Origin of the sequence: Actinomycetospora succinea (assembly GCF_004363095.1) — a bacterium.
Taxonomy (GTDB): domain Bacteria; phylum Actinomycetota; class Actinomycetes; order Mycobacteriales; family Pseudonocardiaceae; genus Actinomycetospora; species Actinomycetospora succinea.
This window is the reverse complement of record NZ_SNYO01000015.1, coordinates 51,948-71,686: the sequence shown is the minus strand read 5'-3', so window position 1 is coordinate 71,686 and position 19,739 is coordinate 51,948. Positions and strand designations below refer to the sequence as shown.

The window sequence follows — 19,739 nt, the reverse complement described above, 5'->3', positions numbered from 1 at the left end:
GGGATCGGAAGACATGACAGCACCCTCGACGACCGCCGGTCGGGTCGCCTTCGTCGGCAGCGGGCCCGGTGACCCCGGCCTGCTGACCGTGCGGGCCCGCGACGCCCTCGCCGCCGCCACGCTGGTGGTGGCCGATCGCGGCGTGCCCGCGGACGTCCTCGCGCTGCTGCCGTCGTCGGTGACGGTGCGCCCGGTCGGGCAGGTCGGCGACGACCCCGCCGCCGGCGGCCCCGCGACCGACGCCGTCGTCGCGCCGGGCTTCGCGGCCGACGACCCGGCCGCGACCGGTGAGGGCCCCGCGCCCGCCGACCCCGCGACGCTCGCCGACACCGTGGTCGGGGCCGCGCGCGGCGGCGCCTCGGTGGTGCGCCTCGTCGTCGGCGACCCGCTGGTCCGCCCGGACGTCGTCACGGAGGTCCGCGCCGTCGCGGCGGCCAGCGTGCCCTTCGACGTCGTCCCGGGCATGCCGGCCGACTCCGCGGTCCCGACCTACGCCGGCGTCGCGCTCGGCCCGGCCCACACCTCGGTCGACCTGACCGCGGGCGAGCCCGTCGACTACGCCGCCCTCGCCGTCGCGCCCGGCCCGCTGGTGCTCCAGGCCACCGCGGCCGAGCTCGCCGGCGCCTCGGCGCAGCTCATCGAGAACGGCTGGAAGCCCGGCACCCCGGCCCTCGTCACCGCGGCCGGCACCGGCTCGCGGCAGCGCACGGTGGAGACGAGCCTCGACAAGCTCGCCTCCGACGGCGCCGAGCTCGAGGGCACGCTGGTCATCACCCTCGGCGACGCCGTCACCGACCGCGCCACGCTCTCCTGGTGGGAGTCGCGCGCGCTCTACGGCTGGCGCGTCCTCGTGCCGCGCACCAAGGACCAGGCGGGCGCGATGAGCGATCGCCTGCGCGTCCACGGCGCGGTGCCCGAGGAGGTGCCGACCATCGCCGTCGAGCCCCCGCGCAGCCCGGCGCAGATGGAGCGCGCGGTCAAGGGCCTCGTCGACGGCCGCTACCAGTGGGTCGTGTTCACCTCGGCCAACGCCGTGCGCGCCGTGTGGGAGAAGTTCGGCGAGTTCGGCCTCGACGCCCGCGCGTTCTCCGGCGTCAAGATCGCCTGCGTCGGCGAGGCGACGGCCGAGACCGTCCGCGCCTTCGGCGTGCACCCCGAGCTCGTGCCGTCCGAGGAGACCGAGCAGTCCTCCGAGGGCCTGCTCGACGTGTTCCCGCCGCACGACGACGTGCTCGACCCGGTCGACCGGGTGCTGCTCCCGCGTGCCGACATCGCCACCGAGACCCTCGCCGAGGGCCTCCAGCAGCGCGGCTGGGAGATCGACGACATCACCGCGTACCGCACGGTGCGCGCGGCCCCGCCGCCCGCGCCGGTGCGTGAGGCGATCAAGACCGGCGGGTTCGACGCGGTCTGCTTCACGTCGTCGTCGACGGTGCGCAACCTCGTCGGGATCGCCGGCAAGCCGCACGCCCGCACGATCGTGGCCTGCATCGGCCCGAAGACGGCCGAGACGGCCGTCGAGTTCGGCCTGCGCGTCGACGTGAAGCCGGACGTGGCCGACGTGCCGTCGCTGGTGGAGGCGCTGGCGTCGCACGCCACGAAGCTGCGGGCGGAGGGCGCGCTGCCCCCGCCGCGCAAGACGAAGGCCCGCAAGCGCTAATTTGGGGCCACTCGGCTCCCGAAGGACGAAGGTCCATGTACCCCACCGACCGTCCCCGCCGGCTGCGGGCGAACCCCGGTATGCGTCGCCTCGTCGCCGAGACCGACGTGCGTCCGCGGCACCTGATCCTGCCCGTGTTCGTGGCCGAGGGCCTCGACGCGCCGCGCCCGATCTCGTCGATGCCGGGGGTCGTCCAGCACACCCGCGAGTCGCTGCGCAAGGCGGCCGCGGAGGCGGCGGCGGCCGGTGTCGGCGGGATCATGCTCTTCGGCGTGCCCGCGCGCCGCGACGCGGTGGGCTCCGGGGCGACCGACCCCGGGGGCATCCTCAACGTCGCCCTCGGCGACGTGCGGGCCGAGGTCGGCGACGCCCTGCCGGTCATGGCCGACACGTGCCTCGACGAGTTCACCGACCACGGTCACTGCGGGGTCCTCGACGCGGACGGCGGCGTCGACAACGACGCGACCCTGCCGATCTACGCCGAGATGGCGGTGGCCCAGGCCCGCGCCGGCGCGCACGTCGTCGCGCCCAGCGGGATGATGGACGGCCAGGTCGGCGTCATCCGGGCCGCGCTCGACGAGGCGGGGTTCCGCGACACCGCGATCCTCGCCTACTCGGCCAAGTACGCGAGCGCGTTCTACGGCCCGTTCCGCGAGGCCGTCGACTCCCAGCTCCAGGGCGACCGCCGGACCTACCAGCAGGACCCGGCGAACGCGCGCGAGGCGGCCCGCGAGGCGGCGCTCGACCTCGACGAGGGCGCCGACATGGTGATGGTCAAGCCGGCGATGGCCTACCTCGACGTGCTGCGCCGGGTCGCCGACCACGCCGACGTCCCGGTCGCCGCCTACCAGGTGTCCGGCGAGTACGCGATGATCTCGGCCGCCGTCGAGCGGGGCTGGCTCGACCGCGAGCGCACGATCCTCGAGTCGCTGACCGGCATCCGGCGCGCCGGCGCCGACCTCGTCCTCACCTACTGGGCCACCGAGGCCACCGCCTGGCTGGACCGGTGACGGTGCCCGACCGCGCACCCGTCGACCCCGTCGCGGTCACCCCGCCCGAGGAGGAGCCGGGGCGGCCGGGGATCGTCACGGCCGCGATCGTGGTGTGGGTCGTGCTCGGGGTCCTCATGATCGGGACGGCCGTCCTGTTCGCGGTGGGCCTGCTGTTCGGCAACCTCGACCCGACCACCGAGCCGATCGCCGTGGTCGCCGCGATGATCGTGCTCGCCGCCGCGGGCGTCGGCACCGTCGTCGGGGCCCGCCGGCTGCGCGACGGCTCGCGGATGGCCCGCATCGGCCTCACGGTCCTCGGCGCCGTGCTCGCCGTCGTCGGCCTCGTGCAGGTGACGTTCCTCGGCGTCGGCGGCGTGTGGTTCGTCGCGTTCGCCGTCGGGGCGGTGCTGCTGCACCTGCCCGCGGCGCGGGCGTGGTTCGGCCGGCCGACGTGAGCGACCCGGAGCCCGTGCTCTACGAGGAGTCGGGCACCCGGCCGGCGATCCTGCTGTTCGGCCCGGTGCTCGCCGCGGCCGGGATCGGGCTGGAGTCCCTGGCGCCCGGCGGGGCCTCCCTGCCGCTGTGGCTCGGGGTCGGGCTGCTGGTCTTCCTCTACACGCTGCTGCTCGTGCGCACCCGGCGGCGCTACCTGCGCGTGCTCCTGACGCCGTCGGCGCTCGAGCTGGGCACCACGAGCCTGCCGATGTCGCACGTGACGTCGCTGCGCCCCGTCGACGAGGAGCACCACGGCGTGCGGGTGCTCGGCGACGGGCCGGTGGTGCCGCGCAAGCTCTCGCCGGTGGTCCTGCGCCTCACCGACGGCACCCGCGCGGTCGCCTGGGCGCGCGACGGTGCCGCGCTGCGCGCCGCGCTCGAGGACCTGCTGCGCGCGCGGGCGGCGTCGTGAGGCGCCCGGTCGTGCTGGCCGTCATCGCGGTCGTGCTCCTGGTCGCCGCGGTGGTCCTGCTGGTCGCCGGGGTCGAGGTGCGGGAGACGACGGGCGGGCTGCTCGTCACCCCGATCCGCCAGGTGCACCTCGTCGGCGGCTACCTCGTCGCCGGGACGGTCGCCGGCGTCGCCGCGGTGCTGACCGCGCTCGTCGCCGTGCCGGCCCTGCGGCGTGGTCCGGCGCGGGAGGACGAGCGCGCCACGGAGAGCACGGAAAGCACCGAGGAGCCGACCCCGTCCGGGGAACCCGCGTCGCTCACGCCGGGAACCGAGCGCAGCACGTGATCGCCTGCGGGCGGATCGTCTGACTATCCTCCGTCCGGGCGCCGGGACGACATCCGTCCGCCCTACCCGGGGGAGGGCGGATGACGGACACCTTCGGGCCGTACCGGCTGGAGGGTCGTCTCGGTCGCGGCGGCATGGGCGAGGTGCACCGCGCCTACGACACGCGCCGCGACCGGGAGATCGCGCTCAAGCGGCTGACGCCCGAGCTGGCCGACGACCCCGAGATCCGCGAGCGCTTCGAGCGCGAGTGCCGCACCGCGGCCCGGCTGTCGTCGCCGCACGTGGTGCCGATCCACGACTTCGGGGTCATCGAGGGGCGGCTGTTCCTCGACATGCGCCTCGTCGAGGGCCGCGACCTCGCCAAGGTGCTCGCCGAGGAGGGCCCGCTCGGCCCCGCTCGCGCCGTCGGCATCGTCGAGCAGGTCGCGGACGCGCTCGACGACGCCCACGCGAACGACCTCGTGCACCGCGACGTCAAGCCCGGCAACGTGCTGGTGACCGCGGGGCGCGGCCCGGACTTCGTGCACCTCGTCGACTTCGGGATCGTGCGGCTTGCGAGCACGGGCACGCGCGGACGGAACCTGACCGGCACCGGGACCACGCTCGGCACGCTCGCCTACATGGCGCCCGAGCAGTTCGAGGGCGCCGCCGTCGACCGCCGCGCCGACGTCTACGCGCTGGCCGTCGTGCTCTACGAGTGCCTCGTCGGGCGGCCGCCGTTCGACGGCGACATGCCCGCGATGCTGCACCAGCACCTCGCGGTGAGCCCGGCACCGCCGTCCTCGCGGCGTCCCGGGCTGCCGCCGGCGCTCGACGCCGTCGTGCTCCGTGGCCTGGCCAAGCGCCCGGCCGACCGGTACGCCGAGGCCGGCGAGCTCGCCGAGGCGGCGCGCGCCGCGGTGGAGGGCAGCGGGCCCGTGCCGGCGGCCGCACCGCCGGTGGCGGGCCCGGAGCACGGGCGGGAGACGTGGATCGGGCCGCCGGCGCCGTACGCGCCCCCCGGCCAGGTCCGCTGGGACAGCGCGCCACACGGCGCGTCGGGGGCCTGGTCGCCGGGCGCGCCCCCGCCGCCGGGGGCCTGGAACGGATCCGGTCCCTGGGCCGCGCCGGCGACACCCCCGCCGCCCCCGACGAAGCGCGGGCGGACGGTCGCGATCGTCGCCGGGGCCCTCGTCCTCGTGGCCGCGGTGATCGTCACGACGGTGCTGGTCGTCGGCGGGGGCGGGTCGTCGGGACCGGCGACGATCGCCGTCGGGACGCCCGCCTCGCTCGCCCAGATGTTCCCGGAGACCGTGTCGGGAGGGTGCGCGCCCGGCGACCTGACCGCCTACCGGATCAGCACGAGCGGCGCCCAGCCCGTCGAGGCCCTCCAGTGCGCCGGACCGGGCGACGTCGCCGTCTCCTACGCCCGCTGGAACACCGCCACCGACGCCACCGACCGCGTGGTCTCGTACGCGACCTCGCCGTCGGTGGACGGCCAGCGGCAGTGGACGGCCGCGAACGTGACGCAGGGGCCCTACTGGCAGACGGTCAGCGCCGGATCGTGCACGACGATCGCGGCCTACAGCGGGCTGGCCGTGAACGTCCAGCTCTACGCCCCCGCCGACCGGTGCGCCGACGTCACCGCGGCCTTCCGGACGTCCGGCCTGCCCGCCGGGGACCAGCTGCGGACCGTCGAGCGCAGCATCCCCGGGGCGGTCCGCGAGGGCTGCGGCGCGGCGACGCCGTCGCCCGGGACCTCGGGGATCGTCCCGCTCCAGGTGCGCAGCTGCACCGGGCCCGAGGGCACGACGACGACGTGGTCGCGGTGGAACGGCCCCGGCGACGTCGCGACCGAGGCCAACGCCCGCGGATCGCGCAGCGGCGAGACGGTGAGCTCCTGGAACGCGCCGAACGGGCCGCGCCAGGGCCCCTACCTGCGCGCCGAGGACGGCGGCACGTGCCGGGCGCTGCTCGGCTGGGACACGGCGCCGTACGCGGCCGAGGTCGTCGGGCCGGACTGCGACGCCGTCGACCGGACGGTCGCCGGGCTGGGGCCGCCGCCGGGGGAGGGCCTGCCCCTCTGACCCCGGCTCCTCCCGGCCACGGCGACGTCACCCGCCGACTGGGAGACTGGCACCGTGACCAGTACAGCGATGACGGGCTCGGGCACGTCGAGCGTCGGGCACAGCGCCGACCTCTTCGCGCGCGCCGAGCAGGTGGTCCCGGGCGGGGTGAACTCCCCGGTCCGCGCCTTCAGGTCGGTCGGCGGGACCCCGCGCTTCATGGTGTCCGGCTCCGGGCCGTACCTCACCGACGCCGACGACAACCGCTACGTCGACCTGGTCAGCTCCTGGGGCCCGATGATCCTCGGGCACGCGCACCCGGCCGTCGTCGAGGCCGTGCGCGAGGCCGCGACCCGCGGGCTGTCGTTCGGGACGCCGACCGAGGGCGAGGTCGCGCTCGCCGAGGAGATCGTGCGCCGCGTCGAGCCCGTCGAGCAGGTCCGCCTGGTCAACTCGGGCACCGAGGCGACGATGAGCGCGGTGCGCCTCGCGCGGGGCTTCACCGGCCGCAGCGTCGTGGTCAAGTTCGCGGGCTGCTACCACGGGCACGTCGACGCGCTGCTCGCCGAGGCGGGCTCCGGCGTCGCCACCTTCGGGCTGCCCTCGACGCCGGGCGTCACCGGCGCGCAGGCCACCGACACCGTCGTCCTGCCCTACAACGACCTCGACGCGGTCGCCCAGGCGTTCGCCGAGCGCGGCACCGAGATCGCCTGCGTGATCACCGAGGCGGCCGCGGGCAACATGGGTGCGGTCGCGCCCGACGACGGCTTCAACGCCGGCCTCAAGCGCCTCTGCCAGGCCCACGGCGCGCTGCTGGTGATCGACGAGGTGATGACGGGCTTCCGGGTCTCCTCGGCGGGCTGGTACGGCCTCGAGGGCGTGGCCGGCGACCTGTACTGCTTCGGCAAGGTCATGTCCGGCGGCCTGCCCGCCGCGGCGTTCGGGGGCCGCGCCGACGTGATGGCGCACCTCGCGCCGGCCGGGCCCGTGTACCAGGCGGGCACGCTCGCCGGGAACCCCGTCGCCACCGCCGCGGGCCTCGCGACGCTGCGCCAGGCGACGCCCGAGGTCTACGCCGCCCTCGACGCGCACGTCGACCGGCTGCACGGGCTCGTCACCGACGCGCTCACCGAGGCCGGCGTCGTCCACACCATCCAGCGCGCGGGCTCGCTGATCTCGGTGCGCTTCGCCGAGGGCGAGGGACGGAACTACGAGGACATGCGCGCCGCCGAGACCTGGCGCTTCCCGCCGTTCTTCCACGCCCTGCTCGACCGCGGCGTCTACTGGCCGCCGAGCGTGTTCGAGGCCTGCTTCGTCTCCGCCGCGCTCGACGACGAGGCGTTCTCGGTGATCGCCGACGCCCTGCCCCACGCGGCGCGGGCGGCGGCGACGGCGGAGGCGCCGTGACGATCCGGACCACCGTCCACCTGGTGCGCCACGGCGAGGTGCACAACCCCGAGGGGATCCTCTACGGGCGCCTGCCGGGCTACGGGCTCTCCGACACCGGCCGTGAGCAGTCGAAACGGGTGGCGCTGCACCTCGCGGGCGCCGACGCCACCGCGCTGTTCGTCTCGCCGATGCAGCGCGCGCAGGAGACGGCCGAGCCGGTCGCCGCGGCGCTCGGGCTGGAGCCGGTCACCGACGACCGGCTCATCGAGGCCGCCAACGAGTTCGAGGGCCAGCACGTCTCGGTCGGCGACGGGGCGCTGCGCAAGCCGGAGTACTGGCCGCTGCTGCGCAACCCGTTCCGCCCGTCGTGGGGCGAGCCGTACCTGGAGATCGCGCACCGCATGCTCGGCGTGGTCCACCGGGCGCGCGCGGCCGCCGCCGGCCACGAGGCCGTGTGCGTGTCCCACCAGCTGCCGATCTGGACGCTGCGCCGCTTCATGGCCGGGCAGCGGCTGTGGCACAACCCCACCCACCGGCAGTGCTCGCTCGGCTCGGTGACCAGCTGCGTCTTCGACGACGAGAGCCTCGTCGACATCGCCTACGCCGAGCCCGGCGGCGCCTCCGACCCGACGGCCACGGGGGCCTGAGGTGCGGGTGCTCCTGCTGGCGCTGGCGGCCCTGCTGCTCGTCGCCGGGTGCTCGTCCGGGGCCGGCGAGGGCGAGTTCGTCTTCAACGGCACCGGCGGGCGCACCACGGTCGTCTACGACCCGCCGGAGACCCGCGGCACGCTCACCCCGATCAGCGGCGACAGCCTCCTCGAGCAGGGGAGGACGATCTCCACCGACGCCTACCGGGGCCAGGTCGTCGTGCTCAACGTGTGGGGCTCGTGGTGCGGGCCGTGCCGCGGCGAGGCGGACGCGCTCGACCAGGTCGCGTCGGCGTCGGCGCCGCGCGGGGTCCAGTTCCTCGGGATCGACGTGCGCGACCAGCGCGACGCCGCCGCCGACTTCGTCCGCGACCGCGGCGTCGTCTACCCGTCGATCTACGACCCGCCGGGCCGGTCGCTGCTCGCGCTGCGCGGCTACCCCCGCAACGCGGTGCCGTCGACGATCGTGCTGGACCGCGAGCACCGCGTCGCGGCCGTCTTCCTCACCGCGATCCTCGCCGAGGACCTGCAGCCCGTGGTCGACCGCGTCGCGGCGGAGCCGGCCCCGGCGAGCTGACTGGTCGCGCACAATCTGCGAAGCTCACCGGTAGGACCGCTCCCCGGGGGTACGCATTGATCGTCTTCGGCACTCGCCGCACCGTCACGCAGCTGGCGCTGATCGTCCTGACGTGCGCCAACTGTCACCGCTCGGCCGCCAACGCGATCTTGAAGGCGATCACGAAGTTCACGCTGTTCTTCATCCCGCTGTTCCCGGTCCGCACGCGCTACGCGACGCAGTGCACCGCGTGCGGGTTCCTGATGTGGATCGAGAAGGAGCAGGCCGAGCAGCTCGCGCAGGGCCCGGCGGCACCGCCGGCGGGCCCGCCGCCCATGCCGGGCCAGTACCAGCCCTTCCCGAACCAGAGCGCGGCGCCGGGGATGCCCGGCGCCGCGCCCTGGTCCGCGCCACCGCCGCCGCCGGGCGGCAACGGGCACGCGCGGTACAACTGACCCGCGGCGCGCGCTCAGCCGCTGCGGCGCGCGGCGAAGTCCGTGCGGACGTGCACGGGCTTCGTCCGCTGCTTCGGAGCGGCCACGCGCGGGGCGGTCGGCTGACCGGCTGACCCGGCCGATCGTCCGCGGGCGGCGGCGCGGCGCTCGGCGCGGTTGGCCGGGCGCTCGGACGTGGCTGTGGGGTCGGTGGTTCGCATACGAGACCTCCTGGGGTGTGCGGGACGGACGCCGCCGCGACACCCGGGGTGCGAGACGCACCGCGCCGGGCGGCGTGAGGGGCAGCGGAGTCGGACACGGGGACAAGTGCGGTCCCGGGCGTCCTCAGGAGTCGACGAGCACGACGCGGACGGTACGAGCGTCCGGCCGGGGTGCGCGAGCGAATTTCGGCGACGCCCGGGAACATCTGCCCACCCCCGCGCCGTCGAAGCTCCGAGGCGACGCGAGGGGGAGCGATGTGGCTGGTGTGGACGGTCGTGGTCGGCGCGGTGGCCGTCGGGCTCGGGCTGGCGATCGCCGGGATGGTCGTGCTGCCCCGGCGCCGGTCCGCGGGCCGGGACGACGCCGCGTGGGAGACCTGGGCCGGTGAGCACGGGTGGCACCACGTCGGGGCGCACCCCTCGCTGTCCGGCTCCTCGTGGTTCCGCCCGCCGAGCCCGGCGCAACGGCGCGGGGTGGTCGTCCGCGACCTGACGAGGGCGGTCGGCGACCACGTCGTCCGCGCGGTCGAGCACCGTCGCTGGGCGACGGTCAGCGATGGTGAGGGCGACGAGGTCGTCGTCGAGGACACCGCGCTCGTCGAGGTCGACGACGCCGTCGTCGACGCCCCGGCGGTGTTCCTGCGCCCGCGCGGGTGGCCGGTGACCCGCTGGGAGGACCAGATCGGCCGGTTGCCGGAGGTCGACGCCGGGCCCCTGGCCGCGACGTTCACCGCGTACAGCCGCGACGCGGGATACGCGGCGGCCCTGCTCGCCCCGTCGCTCGCGCGGTTCGCCGGACCACCGAAGCCGCCCGGCTCCGTCGTGGTCGACGGCCGGCACGCGCTCATGGTGTGGGACGGGCCGCTGACCACGGCGACGCTCGAGAGCGCCGTCGCCTTCCTCACCGCCCTGGTCGCGGCGCTGCCGCGGGACCTGCCGGCGCCCGGGCGCCGGCGCCGCGACCCCGACCGCCGCTCGGGCATCGAGCGGTTCGTCGCCGACACGGCCGGCCGCGCGCCGCAGGGCGAGCCCGGGTGGCTCGGCAGCGCCGGGCGGGACCTCGCCGCGGGCGACCCGTTCATCGGCTCGCGACGTCCGGGGGCCTGACTTCTACGACACATCGTCGGAGATGGGTCCCCGTGCTCACGCGCGCCCGACGGAGGCGTCCTACCCTGGACCCGCCATGAACCTGACCGAGGTGGCCACGTCCGGCCCCGTCCTGCTCGCCGTGCTGCTGTCGGTGGCGGCGGGAGTGGTCAGCTTCGCCTCGCCCTGCGTCGTGCCGCTGGTGCCGGGCTACCTGGCCTACCTCGCCGGTCTCGTCGGCGCCGACGCCCCGGCCGTCACCGAGGACGAGGTCCGCGCCCAGGACGCCGAGCGCCGCGCGGCGGTGACGGGCGAGCTCCCCACCGCCGGCACAGCCACGGCCACGCCGCGGAAGCTGCGCCGCTTCCGGGTCGCCGGGGCCGCGGGCCTGTTCGTCCTCGGCTTCACCGTGGTGTTCGTCGTCGGGCTCGGCTCGATCGTCTGGCTGGCCGACGCGCTGCTGGTCAACGAGGCGCTGCTGCAGCGGATCGGGGGCGTGGTGACCGTGGCCATGGGCCTGGTCTTCCTCGGCCTCGTGCCCGCCCTGCAGCGCGACACCCGCCCGCACTGGGTCCCGCGCACCGGCCTGGTCGGCGCGCCGCTGCTCGGCGCGACGTTCGGGCTCGGGTGGACGCCGTGCCTCGGGCCGACGCTCGCCGGGGTCGTCGCCCTGGCCAGCGGCACCGACTCCGGGTCGGCCGGGGTCCGGGGCATGGTCCTGCTGCTCGCCTACTGCCTCGGGCTGGGCGTGCCGTTCGTGCTCATCGCCCTCGGTGCCGGCCGCGCGGTCCGGGCCCAGGCCTGGCTGCGGACGAACAGCCGGCGCATCCAGATCGTCGGCGGCGTCGCGCTCGTCGTCGTCGGGCTGCTGCTCGCCACCGGCCTCTGGGCCGAGATCGTCGCCCTGCTGCGCGGCCCCGTCGCCGGCTTCACCACCCCCCTCTGAGCCCTCTGTAGGCCCCCACATGACCTCCACGCTGCAGGCTCCCCCCGGCGACGCGGGCCCCTCGCCGTCACGCCCGGGCCGGGCGCGGCAGGCGCTCGCGCTGGCCCGCAACACGTGGCGCGGGCTGACCAGCATGCGCACCGCGCTGATCCTGCTGTTCCTGCTCGCGGTCGCGTCGCTGCCCGGCGCGCTGCTGCCCCAGCGCACGCCGAGCCCCAACGCCGTCAGCGACTACCTCGCCCAGAACCCCACCCTCGGGCCGTTCTTCGACGACCTCGGGCTCTTCGACGTCTTCGCGACCCCGTGGTTCGCGGCGATCTACCTGCTGCTGTTCATCTCGCTCATCGGCTGCCTGGTGCCGCGCTCGTTCGAGCACGTGCGGGGCCTGCGCGCCGAGCCGGTGTCGGTGCCACGCAACCTCGCGCGCCTGCCCCACCACGCGCAGAGCACGTCCGACGACGACCCGGACGCCGTCGTCGAGTCCGCCCGCCGGCGGCTGCGGGGCTGGAAGGTCGCCGTGCGCTCCGAGCCGGGCGGCGTGCGCACGCTCTCGGCGGAGAAGGGCGCGCTGCGCGAGGTCGGCAACCTCGTCTTCCACCTCAGCCTCGTCGCGCTGCTCGGCGGCATCGCCTTCGGCAAGATCTTCGGCTACGAGGGCCAGGTCATCGTCATGGCCGACGGCAGCGAGTTCTGCAACTCCGGCATCTACGCCTACGACTCGTTCCGCCCCGGCCTGTCGGTCGACGGCACCGGGCTCGACCCGTTCTGCATGATCGTCGACGACTTCCGGGCCTCGTTCCGCCCCGACGGCCAGCCCGACTCGTTCGACGCGACCGTCCGCTACCAGGACACCGACGCCGTCGAGCGCGGCGACACCACGTGGCAGCCGCACGACCTCGCCGTCAACGATCCCCTGCGCGTCGACGGCGAGCGCGTCTACCTGCTCGGGCACGGCTACGCCCCGCGGTTCACGGTCACGTTCCCGAACGGCGAGCAGCGCGTCGGGCTCATCCAGTGGCGGCCCGTCGACCAGGCCACCCTGCTCTCCGAGGGCGCGACGAAGATCGACCCGCCGGGGGTGACGGACGAGTCGGAGCGCCGGCGTTCCCAGCTCGCCATCACCGGCCTGTTCGCCCCCACCTCGTCCGGCGGCGGGCTCGTCACCTCGACGTTCCCGGCGCTGAACGACCCGGAGGCCGCCGTCGACGTGATGCGCGGCGACCTGGGCCTCGACTCGGGCCGCGCTCAGTCGATCTTCGAGGTGGACCGGAGCATGGTCGAGCAGGGCCGCCTCGTGCGGGTGGCCCGCGAGAACGTCAAGCCGGGCGGCGAGATCGCGCTCGACGACGGCACGCGCATCCGCTTCGACGGCGTCGAGAACTGGGTGTCGCTGCAGGTGTCGCACGACCCCGCGCAGACCGCCGTGCTCGTCGCGGCGATCGCCCTGCTCGGCGGGCTGACGCTCTCGCTGACCGTGCGGCGGCGGCGGTTCTGGGTGCGCGTCACCCCTGCCCAGCCGTCTACGACAGTAGGTCGTACGGTGGTGAGTCTCGGCGGACTCGCCCGGACCGACCGGGCGGGCTACGGCGAGGAGTTCGGGCGGCTCGCCGCGGACCTGGCCCCGCCGCGTCCCGACGACGCGGACACGGGGCGGGAGCGCCCGGACCCGGACGTCCCGGCGGACGCGGTCGAGTCGGGCGAGCCGGACGAGCAGGACGATCGGGAGGACGACGATGGTCGTTGACGCAAGCCTGGGCCAGTTCGGCGACCTGCTGTTCGAGTCCGCGCTCGCGGTCTACGTGCTCGCCATGATCCTGCACGCCGTCGAGCACGCGCTGCTGCGGCGGACGGGGGCGGAGCAGGAGGAGGCCCGCGTGCCGGTGGCCGCCGCCGTCGGCAGCGGGACGGTCTCCCGCGAGGGCGCGCCCGCCCTCGAGGACACGGCCACGCCGGCCCGCCCGCCGCGCACCAAGGCCGAGCGCTTCGGGCGCACCGGGGTCTCGCTGACCGTGCTCGGGTTCGCCCTGCACTTCGCGATGCTCGTCGTGCGCGGGCTCGCCGCCCAGCGCGTGCCCTGGGGCAACATGTACGAGTTCACCGCGGCGATCTCGCTGGTCGCGGTGGGTGCCTGGCTGGTCGTGCTGCGCCGCCGGCCCGAGCTGCGCCGCCTCGGCGCGTTCGTGCTGCTGCCGGTGATCATCCTGATGTTCCTGGCCGGCACGGTGCTCTACACGCAGACCGCGCCGGTGGTGCCCGCGCTGCGCTCGTACTGGCTCGCCATCCACGTCTCCGCGGCCGTGATCGCCTCGGGCATCCTGCTGCTCGCCGGCGTCGCGAGCGTGCTCTACCTGCTGCGCCGGGTGCACGAGAACGACCCCACGCGGCTCACCTGGACCTCGCGCCTGCCCTCGGCCGACGTCCTCGACCGCGTCGCGTACCGCGCCACCGCCATCGCGTTCCCGATCTGGACGTTCGCCGTGATCACCGGCGCGATCTGGGCCGAGGCCGCCTGGGGTCGGTACTGGGGCTGGGACCCCAAGGAGACGACGGCGTTCATCGCCTGGATCGTCTACGCCTGCTACCTGCACGCCCGGTCGACGGCCGGCTGGCGCGGACCGCGCGCGGCCGTGATCAACGTCGTCGGTTTCGCGGTGATGGTCTTCAACCTGTTCTTCGTCAACCTCGTCGTCACGGGGCTGCACTCGTACGCGGGCGTCGGCGGCTGATCGTTCTCGGGTCGTGAAGGATCTCCCCGACGGGATACGGTGCGGCGCGCACGCGACGAGGGAGGACCGTGGGGATGGAATCCAGGGACGACGCCGGCGCCGAGCGTGAGGGTGCTGCGCCCGCGCCGGAGTCGTCGGGCGCCGCGTCGCCCGCCGCGGAGCCGACCACGGGTCCGGCGTCCGGCGAGACGCCCGCCGTCGCCGGCCCGCCCGACTCCCCGGACACCACCCGCCGCGTCGACACCGCCGAGGCCGCCCGCGGTGACGCCGCCCAGCCGCGTCACGCCGCGTTCGACCCGCGCGCCGGCGCCGCCCCCACCGGCCGCGTCCCCGGCCCGCCCCCGGGCCCCGCGCCGGCCGACCGGGCGCCCGTCTCAGGCCGCTTCACCACGCCGGGTCGCGGCGCGGGCGCCCCGTCCAACGGGGTCCCGAACACCTACGACCTCTCGTCCGCCCAGCTCCTGCGGCCGAGCAAGCGCCCGCCGCAGACGGGCTGGCGGCGCGCCCTGTTCGTCGGCTCGGGCGGGCTGGTCAACCCCGGCGAGAGCGTCGGCGACGCCGCCCGCCGCGAGCTGATCGCGCGGGTCAACCAGCCGCTCCACGGCTGCTACAAGATCGCGATGCTGAGCCTCAAGGGCGGCGTCGGCAAGACCACGATGACGACCACGCTCGGGTCGACGTTCGCGTCCCTGCGCGGCGACCGCGTGATCGCCGTGGACGCCAACCCCGACCGCGGGACGCTCAGTCAGAAGATCCCGCTGGAGACCACGGCGACGGTGCGCCACCTGCTGCGCGACGCCAACCGCGTGCGCCGCTACTCCGACGTGCGCGCCTACACCTCCCAGGGCCCGTCACGCCTGGAGATCCTGGCGAGCGAGCAGGACCCGGCGGTGTCCGAGGCGTTCAGCGAGGTCGACTACCGGCGCACGGTGACGCTGCTCGAGCACTTCTACAACGTCGTGCTCACCGACTGCGGCACCGGCCTGATGCACTCGGCGATGAAGGGCGTCCTCGACGTCGCGGACTCGCTGCTGATCGTGTCGTCGGCGTCGATCGACGGGGCGCGCAGTGCGTCGGCGACGCTCGACTGGCTCGACGCGCACGGCTACCGCGATCTGGTGTCGCGCTCGGTGGCCGTCATCAACTACGTGCGCCGGTCGTCGGGCAACGTCGACCTCGACCGCGTCTCCGACCACTTCGCGGCGCGCTGCCGGGCCGTGGTGCGCCTGCCGTTCGACCCGCACCTCGAGGAGGGCGCGGAGATCGAGCTGGACAAGCTCGCGTCGCGCACCCGGGCGGCCCTGCTGGAGCTCGCCGCCACCGTCGCCGACGACTTCGGGCGCGCCGGCTCGCGCGTGCGGCGGCCGGTGCTGCCGCGCTGAGCCCGGCCGTCAGGAGCTGGGCGGGTCCTCGCGCTGGATCTTCTCGTCGAGCGACCGGAGGAACTCCGGGTCGTCGTCGGGGGCCACCGGGCGGCGGGGGCGCTGCGGGCGCCGCGGCGTCGCCTGCCGGGTGGGACCGGTAGGAGCGTCCTCGACCATGCCGCCAGGACCGCCGTCGTGTCCGGCCTGCGCCGCCTGGGCGGCCATCACCTTCCACAGCAACGTCCCCACGACGACCAGGACCAGCACGGCCACGAGGAACGGGATCACTCGGACGCCTCCAGCATCTCGACGTCTCCGGACCGCGGGTGGATCCGCGGACCGGGCGTCCACCACGCTACCGGTCGGACCGGAAGTCCGCGTGACGTGCGAGAGGTGGCCGTCGGGTGACGGTCGGGTGCCCGGGACGAACGGGTCGCGTGGTCACGGGCGGTGCCGGCGTGCTCCCCGGGACGGCTGAACACGCCGCCGCCGGGGAACCGTCGGTGACCGGCGGCGTCGCGGCCGCCGGTCACCCGGCATCGACTAGTGGTGCGCCTCGCTGGTGAGCCCGTCGAGCAGCGTGCGGACCTCGGACTCGCGGAACCGGCGGTGTCCGCCCGGGGTACGGATGGAGCCGATGCGGCCTGCGGACGCCCAGCGGGTCACGGTCTTGGGGTCGACGCGGAACATCGCGGCGACCTCACCGGGGGTCATGAGCCGCTCGCTGGCCTCGTGAGCGATGGTCATGTCACTCCACCTTCCCTATCCCTCACACAAACCCTGCCCGCACCGCCGGCAGGGCGGAGCGGGCACAACACGGCGAATCGTGACACCGGACCCCGTACCTACTCGAACGCTTGTATCCAGGTAAAGGGACCACAAAGGACGAAACCGGACGATGTGGGCGAGCCGCACGACCCCGCGTGCCCCGCTGGCACAGTGCCTACCCTGGGGGTGTGAGCTCCCACGAACCCGGGCCGCCGTCGGCCCTGACCAGCAGTGACGCCACCGGGGACACCGCCGCGGGCGCCCCGTCCGCGGCCGGCACGCCCGGCCGCCTGGCCCTCGCCGTCGTGCTCTACGTCGGCGTGCGGCTGCTCGTCATCGCGGTGATCGCGGGCGTCCTCACGGCCGTCGGTTTACCTCTGCTGCTCGGGCTGCTCATCGCGATCGTCGTCGCCCTGCCGCTCTCGCTCGTGCTGTTCCGCGGCCTGCGCGCCCGCCTGAACGCCGAGGTGGAGGCCGCGACCGCGTCGCGCCGGGCCCGCCGCGAGCGCCTCCGCGCCGAGCTGCGCGGCGACGTCGAGGCCGACGGGGGCCCTCGCGGTTAGGTGAGCGCCAGGCCCAGCGCCGTCGCCGCCGACCACACGAGCAGGCCCAGGGCGGTGTCGCGCAGCACCGGGATGAGCTGCGGCCCGGTGGAGCCGGCGAGCACGCGGCGCAGGCCGGGACCGAGCACGATGAGCGCGAGCAGGCCCGCGAGCGCGCCCCAGGCCCGCAGGCTGAGCACGAGCGTCATGCCGAGCGGGACCACGACGAGCGCGGCGTAGAGCACGCGGGTGTCGCGGTCGCCGAGGACGACGGCGAGCGTGCGCTTGCCGGTCTCGACGTCGGAGCCGATGTCGCGCAGGTTGTTGGCGACGAGCACCGCACAGGCGAGCAGCCCGACGCCGACCGACGAGCCGATGCCGAGCCCGCTGGCCCGCCCCGTCTGGGTGAACTCGGTGCCGAGCACGGCGACGGGGCCGAAGAACACGAACACCGCGACCTCGCCGAGCCCGCGGTAGCCGTAGGGGCGCGAGCCGCCGGTGTAGAACCAGGCGCCGAGCAGGCACACCGCGCCGACGACGATCAGCCACCAGTGCCCGCTGTAGAGCGAGAGCGCGATCCCGGCGACCGCGCCGACCCCGAAGCACAGGAACGCGGCGCGCTTGACGAGGTACGGCTGCGCCACGCCCGAACCCACGAGGCGCAGCGGGCCGACACGGTCGTCGTCGGTGCCGCGCACGCCGTCGGAGTAGTCGTTGGCGTAGTTGACGCCGATCACCAGCGCCACCGAGACGATCAGCGCGAGCACCGCGGCGAGCAGGTCGAACCCGAGGACGCCCGCGGCCGCTCCCGACCCCGCGAGCACCGGCGCGATCGCCGTGGGCAGCGTGCGGGGCCGGGCTCCCTCCACCCATTCGCCGACGGTCGCCACGGGGGGCGACCTTACTGGCGCGACGCTAAGCGCAGGGCGGGACCGGGGGTGCGCCCTGGATCCACGCCGCCGGGACGTAGTGGTCGGGGCGGGTGCGCAGCCAGAGGTTGCTCGTGCCCTGGCTGCCCTCGACGGAGCTGCCGGCGATCTGGCACTGGACCTCGACCTGGGCGCCGTCGCCGACCACCCCGCCGTCGGCGGCCGCCGCGTCCGCGCCGGTGCGCTCGACCACCGGCCCGGCACCTCCGGTGATCGCGCGGCCGAGCGCGGCCGAGCGGGCGGTCCAGAGGTAGTCGACGGTGACGAAGGCGTTCTCCTTGAGACCGAGGCCGTAGAAGGTGCCGTCGGCGAGGTCGATGCCGGCCGGGTTCTTGACCTGCCGGCCGAACCCGTCACGCCCGCCGTTGTGCTTGTTCTCGAACGCGGCCTGGGCCTGCGGGCGGCCCTGGGGCAGGTCCTTCCACTGCTCGCGCTGGTCGGCGGGGTTCCAGTAGTCGTCCTTGGTGTTCCACGGCCCGACGTCCCAGATCGGCACGGTGGCGCAGCGGCCGCTCTCGGCGCAGACGCGCACGCTGTAGTCGCCGCTGCCGTTCGGCGAGAGCGCGCGCCGCGAGGGCAGGGCGGCGAACTGGTCGTTGGCGACGATCCGGTGCCCGTTGGCGGTGGTCCCGCCGACGAGGCCCTCGCGGGTGGCGAACACCCGGTAGCTGGCGCGCGGGGCGATCGTGCGCGCGTCGGTGGGCACCTGGTCGGCGGTGATCTCGAGGCTGCGCACGACCGGGCCGGTGCCGCCGGCGGGGGCGATCAGCGCGAGGCGCGCCGCCACGGTGCGGGTGGGCTCGGGGAGGATCGCCGGCGCGCCGGGCGCGGCCGGGATCCACTCGGTCCACTGGCCGTCGGGGCCCTGCCCGCGGACGTCGACGGCGACCTGCGTGCCGGGCGGGACGTCGCCGGTGACGGGCGCCTCGATGCGGTTCACGGGCGTCGCGAACTGGTGGGCGCCGAGGTCGAGCAGGCCCTGGCGCTCGGCGCCCCGCAGCGCGGCGGGCCCGGTCTCGGTGCCGTCGCGACCGGTGGAGAGACGCGCGGTGCCCTGGGTCACCTCGACGCCGGTCGTCGTGCCGGCCAGCGGCGGGGCCCAGCGCTGGGGGCCGTCGTCGGCGGGCCCGCGGTCGTCGCGGGGTGCCGTGGCGGAGGTGCCGGGACCGGTCGGTGGCGCGGGCTCGGCCGCCGCGACGGGCGCGACGGCGGCGAGGGTCAGGGAGGTCGCCAGGACGCCGGCGGCCACGACGAGTCCGGTCCGTCGTCTCCGCGGCGATCCGGCGACCCGTCCCGCGGGGGCGGAGGTCCGGGTCGGATCGATGCGCACGCCTCATGGAACGGCGCGACCGGGGCCCGGGATGACGAGGCGCGCGAGAGATCCACTCGATGGCTTGTCATCCGGTCGAGCGTTTTGCCACCCGTTCGGCGCGCCGCCTCGACGCCGACGCGTGCGTGGTGCAGACGTGCGAGACCCCCGGGGCTCCTGTGGGTGAGCACCCGGGGGTCCGGTCGAGCGGGTCAGACGGTGCGGCGGAGCCGCAGCGCCACGGCGGCGATCCAGACCATCGCGGCGATGGCGCCGATCGCGAGGGTGAGCGTCCCGGCCACGCCGCCGGTCATCGCCCAGCCCCAGCCGACGACGAGTGCCAGGCCAGCGCTCCGCGACGTCACGGCGAGGTCGCGGCGCCCGCCGCGGGTGAAGTGGCGGCCGAGGACGAAGCAGGCGGCGATCAGCGACGCGAAGGTGATTGTCCCGGCCACCATGTGGCCGTACGCGTGCCAGGTGACCAGCGGCAGGTCGGCCGGGGCGCCGACGGGGAAGTTCGCGCCCGGGTCCATGACCATGGCGCCGGCGGCGACGAGCCCGACGCCCGCGGCCGCCACGAGGCGGGGTGCCCAGGTGCCGCCCGGCGTGCCGCGCAGGGCCCGGCGCAGGCCGCCGGCGCCGACGACGGTGAGCAGGCCGGCGACGACGAAGTTCGCGATCTGCAGCCAGCCGAGGTCGCCGGTGGACAGCAGGCTCAGCGGGTGGACCAGGATGTCGAACCCCTCGCGGGTGGCGGCCTGGGCGACCGAGACGACGCACCAGCCGACGAGGCCGGTCGCGAGGACGCCGAGTTGGGTGCAGGCGTTCCTGGTGGTCGGGGCGGGGGCGGTGATCGTGCTCATCTCGGGTGCCTCCTCGGCGGGGTGGTCGA

22 protein-coding genes are annotated in these 19,739 nt (G+C 75.5%); 16 read left to right on the top strand and 6 right to left on the bottom strand.

Features of this window, described 5'->3' with window-relative positions:
* Positions 1–13: 13 nt before the first annotated feature.
* The 10 genes from EV188_RS30260 (at position 14) to EV188_RS30220 (ending at position 8,977) form a co-directional block, all read left to right on the top strand.
* Entirely contained in the window at positions 14–1,660 is a 1,647-nt protein-coding gene (locus tag EV188_RS30260; RefSeq protein ID WP_133830060.1) for a bifunctional uroporphyrinogen-III C-methyltransferase/uroporphyrinogen-III synthase, read from the top strand.
* A gap of 35 nt (positions 1,661–1,695) precedes the next feature.
* The gene (gene hemB, locus EV188_RS30255; protein WP_133830059.1) at positions 1,696–2,670 is read left to right on the top strand and encodes a porphobilinogen synthase; all 975 of its coding nucleotides are present in this window, start codon (positions 1,696–1,698) and stop codon (positions 2,668–2,670) included.
* Entirely contained in the window at positions 2,667–3,107 is a 441-nt protein-coding gene (locus EV188_RS32075; protein WP_166660174.1) for a hypothetical protein, read from the top strand. Before hemB ends, EV188_RS32075 begins: the two co-directional genes overlap by 4 nt.
* Entirely contained in the window at positions 3,104–3,559 is a 456-nt protein-coding gene (locus EV188_RS32070; protein ID WP_166660173.1) for a hypothetical protein, read from the top strand. The genes EV188_RS32075 and EV188_RS32070 overlap by 4 nt, the downstream gene beginning before the upstream one ends.
* Complete coding sequence (locus EV188_RS30245; protein ID WP_133830057.1) at positions 3,556–3,885, top strand: hypothetical protein; 330 nt, start codon at positions 3,556–3,558, stop codon at positions 3,883–3,885. Before EV188_RS32070 ends, EV188_RS30245 begins: the two co-directional genes overlap by 4 nt.
* Positions 3,886–3,965: 80 nt before the next feature.
* Positions 3,966–5,951, top strand: coding sequence for a serine/threonine-protein kinase (locus EV188_RS30240; RefSeq protein ID WP_133830056.1), 1,986 nt, complete (start codon positions 3,966–3,968; stop codon positions 5,949–5,951).
* Positions 5,952–6,020: 69 nt separating this feature from the next.
* Positions 6,021–7,337 (top strand): glutamate-1-semialdehyde 2,1-aminomutase, encoded by a 1,317-nt coding sequence (gene hemL, locus EV188_RS30235; protein ID WP_133830108.1) that lies wholly within the window; start codon positions 6,021–6,023, stop codon positions 7,335–7,337.
* 2 nt (positions 7,338–7,339) lie between these two features.
* On the top strand, positions 7,340–7,966 hold the full coding sequence (locus tag EV188_RS30230) for a histidine phosphatase family protein (RefSeq protein WP_133830107.1): 627 nt from the start codon (positions 7,340–7,342) through the stop codon (positions 7,964–7,966).
* Positions 7,967–7,973: 7 nt separating this feature from the next.
* Positions 7,974–8,543 carry a TlpA family protein disulfide reductase gene (locus EV188_RS30225; RefSeq protein ID WP_481726167.1) on the top strand — a complete coding sequence of 190 codons (570 nt, stop codon included), beginning with the start codon at positions 7,974–7,976 and terminating at the stop codon, positions 8,541–8,543.
* 56 nt (positions 8,544–8,599) lie between these two features.
* A complete protein-coding gene (locus tag EV188_RS30220) occupies positions 8,600–8,977 on the top strand; it encodes a zinc-ribbon domain-containing protein (protein ID WP_133830055.1) in 378 nt (125 codons plus the stop codon).
* A 14-nt stretch (positions 8,978–8,991) separates the two neighbouring features.
* On the opposite strand, the gene EV188_RS30215 is transcribed toward EV188_RS30220, so the two are convergent.
* Positions 8,992–9,177 (bottom strand): hypothetical protein, encoded by a 186-nt coding sequence (locus EV188_RS30215; RefSeq protein ID WP_133830054.1) that lies wholly within the window; start codon positions 9,175–9,177, stop codon positions 8,992–8,994.
* Positions 9,178–9,432: 255 nt separating this feature from the next.
* Between EV188_RS30215 and EV188_RS30210 the strand changes: the two genes are divergently transcribed.
* From EV188_RS30210 to EV188_RS30190, 5 genes are all read left to right on the top strand, one after another.
* The gene (locus EV188_RS30210; protein WP_133830053.1) at positions 9,433–10,284 is read left to right on the top strand and encodes a hypothetical protein; all 852 of its coding nucleotides are present in this window, start codon (positions 9,433–9,435) and stop codon (positions 10,282–10,284) included.
* A gap of 76 nt (positions 10,285–10,360) precedes the next feature.
* Positions 10,361–11,209, top strand: a complete 849-nt coding sequence (locus tag EV188_RS30205) for a cytochrome c biogenesis CcdA family protein (protein ID WP_133830052.1) — start codon at positions 10,361–10,363, stop codon at positions 11,207–11,209.
* Positions 11,210–11,228: 19 nt separating this feature from the next.
* Entirely contained in the window at positions 11,229–12,953 is a 1,725-nt protein-coding gene (resB, locus tag EV188_RS30200; protein ID WP_133830051.1) for a cytochrome c biogenesis protein ResB, read from the top strand.
* On the top strand, positions 12,943–13,935 hold the full coding sequence (gene ccsB, locus EV188_RS30195) for a c-type cytochrome biogenesis protein CcsB (RefSeq protein ID WP_133830050.1): 993 nt from the start codon (positions 12,943–12,945) through the stop codon (positions 13,933–13,935). The genes resB and ccsB overlap by 11 nt, the downstream gene beginning before the upstream one ends.
* Positions 13,936–14,009: 74 nt before the next feature.
* Positions 14,010–15,317 (top strand): MinD/ParA family ATP-binding protein, encoded by a 1,308-nt coding sequence (locus tag EV188_RS30190; RefSeq protein WP_133830049.1) that lies wholly within the window; start codon positions 14,010–14,012, stop codon positions 15,315–15,317.
* A 9-nt stretch (positions 15,318–15,326) separates the two neighbouring features.
* Here EV188_RS30190 and EV188_RS30185 read toward each other — a convergent pair whose 3' ends face one another.
* A complete protein-coding gene (locus tag EV188_RS30185; protein ID WP_133830048.1) occupies positions 15,327–15,587 on the bottom strand; it encodes a hypothetical protein in 261 nt (86 codons plus the stop codon).
* Between the two features lie 255 nt (positions 15,588–15,842).
* A complete protein-coding gene (locus EV188_RS30180; protein ID WP_133830047.1) occupies positions 15,843–16,046 on the bottom strand; it encodes a BldC family transcriptional regulator in 204 nt (67 codons plus the stop codon).
* Positions 16,047–16,255: 209 nt separating this feature from the next.
* On the opposite strand from EV188_RS30180, the gene EV188_RS30175 reads away from it, so the two are divergent.
* Positions 16,256–16,630, top strand: coding sequence for a DUF4229 domain-containing protein (locus tag EV188_RS30175; RefSeq protein ID WP_243742105.1), 375 nt, complete (start codon positions 16,256–16,258; stop codon positions 16,628–16,630).
* On the opposite strand, the gene EV188_RS30170 is transcribed toward EV188_RS30175, so the two are convergent.
* From EV188_RS30170 to EV188_RS30160, 3 genes are all read right to left on the bottom strand, one after another.
* Complete coding sequence (locus tag EV188_RS30170; RefSeq protein WP_133830046.1) at positions 16,627–17,499, bottom strand: 1,4-dihydroxy-2-naphthoate polyprenyltransferase; 873 nt, start codon at positions 17,497–17,499, stop codon at positions 16,627–16,629. The genes EV188_RS30175 and EV188_RS30170 overlap by 4 nt on opposite strands.
* Positions 17,500–17,524: 25 nt before the next feature.
* Positions 17,525–18,787 (bottom strand): hypothetical protein, encoded by a 1,263-nt coding sequence (locus EV188_RS30165; protein WP_133830045.1) that lies wholly within the window; start codon positions 18,785–18,787, stop codon positions 17,525–17,527.
* Between the two features lie 272 nt (positions 18,788–19,059).
* Positions 19,060–19,710 (bottom strand): DUF998 domain-containing protein, encoded by a 651-nt coding sequence (locus EV188_RS30160; RefSeq protein ID WP_133830044.1) that lies wholly within the window; start codon positions 19,708–19,710, stop codon positions 19,060–19,062.
* Positions 19,711–19,739: the final 29 nt, after the last annotated feature.